At 64.5% G+C, this 6,090-nt stretch carries 4 protein-coding genes and 1 pseudogene; all 5 read left to right on the top strand.

Annotated elements, in window-relative coordinates; translation table 11 throughout:
* The first annotated feature begins 114 nt into the window (after positions 1-114).
* The 5 genes and pseudogenes from ACFYT9_RS39465 (at position 115) to ACFYT9_RS39445 (ending at position 6,062) form a co-directional block, all read left to right on the top strand.
* Complete coding sequence (locus ACFYT9_RS39465; protein ID WP_389172008.1) at positions 115-942, top strand: TnsA-like heteromeric transposase endonuclease subunit; 828 nt, start codon at positions 115-117, stop codon at positions 940-942.
* A complete protein-coding gene (locus ACFYT9_RS39460) occupies positions 939-3,086 on the top strand; it encodes a helix-turn-helix domain-containing protein (protein ID WP_389172005.1) in 2,148 nt (715 codons plus the stop codon). The genes ACFYT9_RS39465 and ACFYT9_RS39460 overlap by 4 nt, the downstream gene beginning before the upstream one ends.
* Positions 3,079-4,212, top strand: coding sequence for an AAA family ATPase (locus ACFYT9_RS39455; RefSeq protein ID WP_389172003.1), 1,134 nt, complete (start codon positions 3,079-3,081; stop codon positions 4,210-4,212). The genes ACFYT9_RS39460 and ACFYT9_RS39455 overlap by 8 nt, the downstream gene beginning before the upstream one ends.
* Positions 4,209-4,565, top strand: a pseudogene (locus tag ACFYT9_RS39450) (TniQ family protein); the annotation flags it as partial. The gene ACFYT9_RS39455 and the pseudogene ACFYT9_RS39450, both read left to right, overlap by 4 nt.
* Before the next feature lie 177 nt (positions 4,566-4,742).
* On the top strand, positions 4,743-6,062 hold the full coding sequence (locus ACFYT9_RS39445; protein WP_389172010.1) for a hypothetical protein: 1,320 nt from the start codon (positions 4,743-4,745) through the stop codon (positions 6,060-6,062).
* Positions 6,063-6,090: the final 28 nt, after the last annotated feature.

Here is a 6,090-nt window from a genome sequence, read left to right as displayed (position 1 = left end):
TGTGGGATCCCGAATCCCGTGTCCAGTTCCGCGACGTGATGTCCACGGAATGTCCAAAGGGACACGGTAATGGGATCTGACCGACAAGGACAGCAACTTCCTCCCTTCGTGTACATGACTGCTTCGGCCGTCATGACCGCTGACGGCGTGGGCATGCCAGCGGCGATCGACGGCCGTCGTGGCCGTCCTGACGGACGCGAGGTGGAGCCGGTGGCTGTCGCTGCTGAGCCCGATGCGGTGCACGTGGATGTACGACGTCCTGACCTGTCGGTGGCCGAGGGGTTGGAGTGGGCCTCGGCGCCGCTCGACCTGCTGGGTCAAGCGGCGCCGTGGCGGACTTTCCGCTGGTACAAGGATCAGAAGCACTATTCGGGCACGTACTGGTCGTCGACCGTAGGCGATCACGTGATCTACGAGTCGCGCCTGGAGCTCGCTCGGCTGCTGTTCGCCGATTTCAGCCCGGAGGTCAGGCACATTGCCGCTCAGCCGTTCCTGTTGAAGGCCCAGGTCGACGGCAGGCTGCGGCGGCACATCCCCGACTATCTGCTGCTGGCCGAGGACGGCCCCGTGGTCGTCGACGTGAAGCCCGCGCATCGCCTTGACCGGCCGGACGTGGCGTTCACCTTCGCCTGGACGCGGCAGGCGGTCCAGGCCCGCGGATGGCGCTACGAGGTCTGGAGCGAGCCGGACCCGCATGTGCTGGAGAACATCCGTTTCCTCGCCGGTTACCGGCGGGACTGGCTCTTCGATCCCGTGCTCAGGGACGAACTGCAGGAGGCGGTCGTGAACGGGATGACGTTGGGCGAGGCGTTTCTGCTTCTTCCCGAGCGACCCCGGCCGCTGGTGAAGTCCGCGGTGCTGCAGCTGCTGTGGTCGGGCCACGCGACGACGGACCTGGACAGGCCGCTGAGCGCGAACCACGTGCTGAGGAGGGCCGCATGAGTCGGGCCGGCACACGGCTGGGCAACGGGACGCGGCTCCGTCTGGACGGCGAGACGGTCGAGATCGTGGAGTTCGCGAGCCTGGCCACGGGCATGGACGTCGTCCTCAAGGACGGTCGCGGCCGGTTGTTGCGGATGTCGGTGAGCGAGTTGCTGTCCTCGGACAGGGCCTGGGTAATTCCGACCGGCCCTGGCACGTCCGCCGATGAAGGTGACCTGGTGGCGTCGGTCCTGGCCGCCCTGAGTTCGGATGAGCGGACGAAGGTGCTGAAGCGCGCCGAGCACGTCCGAGAGGTGCTGACGGGTTTCCGCTCGGGAAGCGAAGAGCTGGCCAGGCCCAACGAGCCCAGGGCTGACTACCGGCCCGATCTGCCGCTGACCAGGCGTTACGAGGCGAAGGCCGCCGAGCTGGGAGTCACGGACCGGACCGTTCGGCGATGGGCACAGGCCTTTCTCGAGACTGGGGAGGCCGGACTGGCTCCGCGCCGGAGGCCGGCGGACGGGGGGCTGGGCCACGCCGATCCCCGGTGGACTGAGACGGTCATGGAACTGCTGGAGGAATACCGCGATGAGTCGCGGCCGTCGGTCAAGGTCGTGCTGGAGCGGGTGGAGGCCCGTCTGATCCGGCGTTACGGCGAGGAGGTGGTGCCGGTTCCGAAGCGGACGGCGGCCTATCGGTGGGTTCAGGAACTCGAACGGCGCCAGCCGGTGTTCCGGCTGAGCACGAAACGGAACCGGGATATCGCTGACCGACCCCGCGGGGTTTTCGGAAAGCTGCGGCCGACCCGGCCGGGTGAATATCTACTGATGGACACGACACGGCTGGATGTCTTCGCTCTCGACCCGGTCACGTTGAAGTGGGTCCAGGCGGAACTGACGGTTGCGATGGACTGGTACACGCGCTGCATCACCGGAATCCGGCTCACGCCGGTGTCGACGAAGGCCGTCGATGCCGCGGCCGTTCTGTTCCAGGCATTCCGGCCCCGGCCGGCGGCGGATAACTGGCCCAAGGACGCCGCCTGGCCCTACCACGGTATTCCGGACGGCGTCCTGGTCGACGTCGAGGCCGCGCATGGCCCGATCACGGGAGCTTCCGGGCCCGCACTGGCACCGGAAACGCTGATCGTCGACCACGGAAAGGTCTACCTGTCGGCACACCTGACGAGTGTCTGCCGGCGGATGGGCATTTCGATCCAGCCCGCCCGGCTCCGCACCGGCCGGGACAAGGGACCGATCGAGAGGTTCTTCCGGACTCTGCGTGAGGATCTGCTGCAGCGGCTTCCCGGCTACAAGGGACCGGATATCCACTCCCGCGGACTGAACCCCGAGAAGGACGCGTTCTTCTTCCTGCACGAGTTGGAGGCGATCATCCGAGAGTGGGTTGCCCTCACCTATCACCACAGGCCGCATTCGGGACTGGTCGATCCGCACCTGCCGAAGCTGGAATTGTCGCCGGCGATGATGTTCAGTCACGGTCTGGCCCGCGCCGGATACATCGAGGTTCCCCGGGATCCCAACCTGGCCTACGAGTTTCTCAACGTCTGTCTCCGGACCGTTCAAAGCTACGGTGTCGAGATCGACGCCCGCCGCTACAACGGCGAGGCTCTCGACGGGCTACGGGACATGGCCGGTTCCTCGGTCGAACTGTCCCAGCGGCGGCTGGAGTTCTACGCGGACCCCGACGACGTCACACGGATCTATTTCCGTGATGCCGAACGGACATGGCACACCCTGGAGTGGGAACACGCCCGCGGCCTGGAGATGCCGCTCAGCGGGGAAGCGTTGCAGTTCGCCCGGCGACTGGCCGCGCAGAGGTATACGTATCCCAGCGACCGGCTGGCCATCGCCCAGCTGCTGGAGCGGTGGAATCTGGGACTCGGCGACTCGCTGGTGGAACGGCGCATGGCATTGCGTCTGTCCCGCGAACAGACGTCCTTCGACCTGCCCGCTCAAAGGACGGAAGCGGTCACCGCACTGCCGTCGGTTGCCCGGGTGCTATCCCTGCCCGAGCAGGCTCTACCAGCGGACGACCTGCCAGAAGAAGTCGTCGAGGAAGGCGATGACGACGCCGACAGCCTCGAGGAACTGGGCGAGGAAATCGACTTCTACGCCACTGCCCTGAAGGACGTGGATGCCGATGACTAGTCGCATTCAGTCGGGGCCGGAGGCTGGCGACCTGCAGGGAAAGCTCGACCACCTCACCCTGTCACGCAAGGAAGGCTTCCGCGCTCTCGCGCAGGCCCCGTCCCGCCCACGCCCGGAGGCACTGTCGCGCCGGCAGCTGAAGCGGCTGGGCGAGGACGCGCTGGCGGCCTACAACCGGTCCCGCCGCAAGTGGCACGCGAACCTCGGACCCTTGGCGACGCCTCAGATGGAAGCCCTGCATGAGGACCTGTGGGACATCTTCGACAGTAACGACCAGGACGGCGACAAGGTGAAGGGTGGGATCGCCCTGGACGCCTTTCCCGGCCTCGGCAAGACCACCGCTGTCCTCGCCTTCGCCCGGAAACTGCACCGTCGCATCGTCAAGGAGGAGGGCGAGTACACCCAGGAGGGCCACGAGCGCTGGCCGGTCTGCCGCGTCGGGCTCACCTCCAACACGGGAATGCGAGATTTCAACCGTGCCATCCTCGAATTCTTCGGCCATCCCGGAAGGTTCCGGGGAACTTCCGCAGATTTCGGCTACCGGGCGTTGGATTCCGTGTTGTCATCCGAGACAAAGCTTCTGATCATCGACGATCTACACTTTCTCAGGTGGCGGAACCGAAACGGCATCGAGGTGAGCAATCACTTCAAATACATTGCCAACGAGTTCCCCGTCACACTCCTGATGATCGGAGTCGGCCTGGCGAAACGGGGACTGTTCAGCGAGGGAGAAAGCTACGAGGACGGCGTGCTGGCCCAGACAGGCCGGCGGACCACACGCCTGGACATGGCTCCTTTCGCCATCGACTCCCCCGCAGGCCGGGCCGACTGGCGCAATACGCTCCTCGCGATCGAGGAACGGGTGATCCTGGCAGACAAACACCCGGGAATGATCGCAGATGACCTGTCTGACTACCTCTTCGCTCGCAGCACCGGGCATATCGGCTCGCTGATGACCCTGATCAACCGCGGCTGCCAGAGGGCGGTGCGGACCGGCGTCGAACGTCTCGACGCCGGGCTGCTCGACAAGGTGAAGAACGACGCGGCCTCCGAGCAGGGACGCGCCGAACTGCAGCAAGCGCTCGAATCCGGGCGTCTGGTCAGCCGGCCCGGAGGGCAGTCATGACCCGTCCTCGCACGTTGGCCATTCGCGTCATGCCGCTGCCAGGCGAGAGTCTGGACAGTTGGCTTGAGGCCCTCGCTCGCCGCAGTTGGGTGCCTTTGCCGTCGCTGACGAGGGTTCTCGGATTCTCACACCACAACCCTGCTCAGCTCGTTGCACGCTCCTCACCCGAGGATCTCAGGCGACTAGAGTCCCAGCTCAGCCTTCCTGAAGGAATCCTCAACGCTTCCGTCCTCGAGCACGGCCTCTTCGTCAAGCGCAATCCAACTTTCCGCTACTGCCCGAGGTGCCTGGACGAAAACCGAGGGCGGTGGCTCACCCGGTCGTGGCTTCCATGGTCATTCGCCTGCACCAGACACCGGACGCTTATGCATGACAGTTGCCCGGGCTGCCAGAGCCGTTCCCGGAGCCGACTTCTCGGTGCCGTTCACCTGCATTCGCCTGGGCAATGCATGCTCAACTTCAAGTCTCGTGCAAGATGCGATCAAGACCTCTCGATGGCGCCACTCCTCCGTCTCAGTGCAGATCACCCTTTGCTCACGACGCAGAAACAACTGGACGCGATTCCCGTTCGTGATGCTGCCGGCGCATCAGGAATCTTCACTGCTGTCGACGGGCATCTCACCGGCCTGTTGGCATCCATGTCCGAAACCGACCTCGAAGAGATGGAAAGCATCGCGCCGGGACACTGGGAGGGGCTACTGTCCTCCCTTGTCGCACACCGCACCACATTCCACGCATGGCGCATCAAGACCCGCGCCGAGAGAACCCTTACCCGAGAATTCCTGGAAAGGGAGTACCATCAGGCCGGAAAGACGATCGCCGAGATCGCTCAAAGCTGCCAGGTTCCTGTGGATCTGGTCACCAGGCAAGCCAAGAAGCTCGGAATCAAAACTCGCCCCGGCGGAAAAATCCCGCTCGACGTAGATTACGACTGGCTGCGGGTCGAGTACAGCGAAAAATATCAGGGAATCGTCGAAATCGCCGAGATCCTGGGATGCGAGCAGACAACCGTCCGCACCCATCTTCGGAAGGCGGGCGTGGAAGTCCGCCCCCGCGGCCTCCGCGGCCAGTCCGAGGCGACAATGAATCTCTCGGAAAAGATTCCTCCCGACATCAGGAAACTGGTCGAAAACACCCATAATGGATGGCTCCGGCTTCGCCGGTTCCAGATCCACATGCAGTTTCCGACCCTGTCCGCAGCCGCCCACTACGTGAACCTTCTCCCCGGAAACCTCGCCATGCAGTTCAACCGGCTGGAAGCAGACCTCGGCGAAGCCCTATACGTCCGGTCGGTCCGTCACGCACCCCAACGCCCTACAGACCGGGGCGCGGCCCTCCTGAAAGACCTCGAACGCAGCGATGTCAAAGAGCTCATGCACCGCGCGCTCGGCTCAGCCATCGAACCACTCCCGCCTGCGCAGAAACTCAAGAGTGCCCAGGAGTCCGTCGACGGAGAACGCACAGCTCTGACAGTGCTACCGGCGCAACGGATCCGCATTCCACCGCCGATGCTGCCCGTCATCCGTTACCTCCTCGGCCACTCGTCCGAGAGCTACGCGGCGAAGATCCACAACGACACCGGCATTCCCTTCGAGACCATCTTCAAGCAGCTCAAGCTCCTGGAACGAGCCGGCTGGGTCACAAGCCGAGCCGAAACACCAACTGAACGCGCATACCGAAGACAAGGCGGCCGCGGCCGCACCTACTACACACCGACCCCAGCAGCACGCGCACCACACGTCGTCGCGCAACTCGCCATCGAAGCCTCGTGGAAAATGACATCCGCTCGGGACGGCTTCCCTGACACGAACCGGGGACTCAAGCATGAAACCGCTGGTCAAGTTTCCTGACCAGGACTCAATTGAGAGGAACCTACAC

The organism is Streptomyces sp. NPDC004435 (assembly GCF_042873895.1).
In the GTDB taxonomy this organism is placed as follows: domain Bacteria; phylum Actinomycetota; class Actinomycetes; order Streptomycetales; family Streptomycetaceae; genus Streptomyces.
Note: the sequence above shows the minus strand (reverse complement) of the source record. Positions and strands in the feature narration are given on the sequence as shown.

Excerpts from the sequence above, each read along its gene's own strand:
- ACFYT9_RS39455 (WP_389172003.1), top strand. The coding sequence starts at position 3,079 with ATGACTAGTCGCATTCAGTCGGGGCCGGAGGCTGGCGACCTGCAGGGA.
- ACFYT9_RS39460 (WP_389172005.1), top strand. The coding sequence starts at position 939 with ATGAGTCGGGCCGGCACACGGCTGGGCAACGGGACGCGGCTCCGTCTG.
- ACFYT9_RS39465 (WP_389172008.1), top strand. The coding sequence starts at position 115 with ATGACTGCTTCGGCCGTCATGACCGCTGACGGCGTGGGCATGCCAGCG.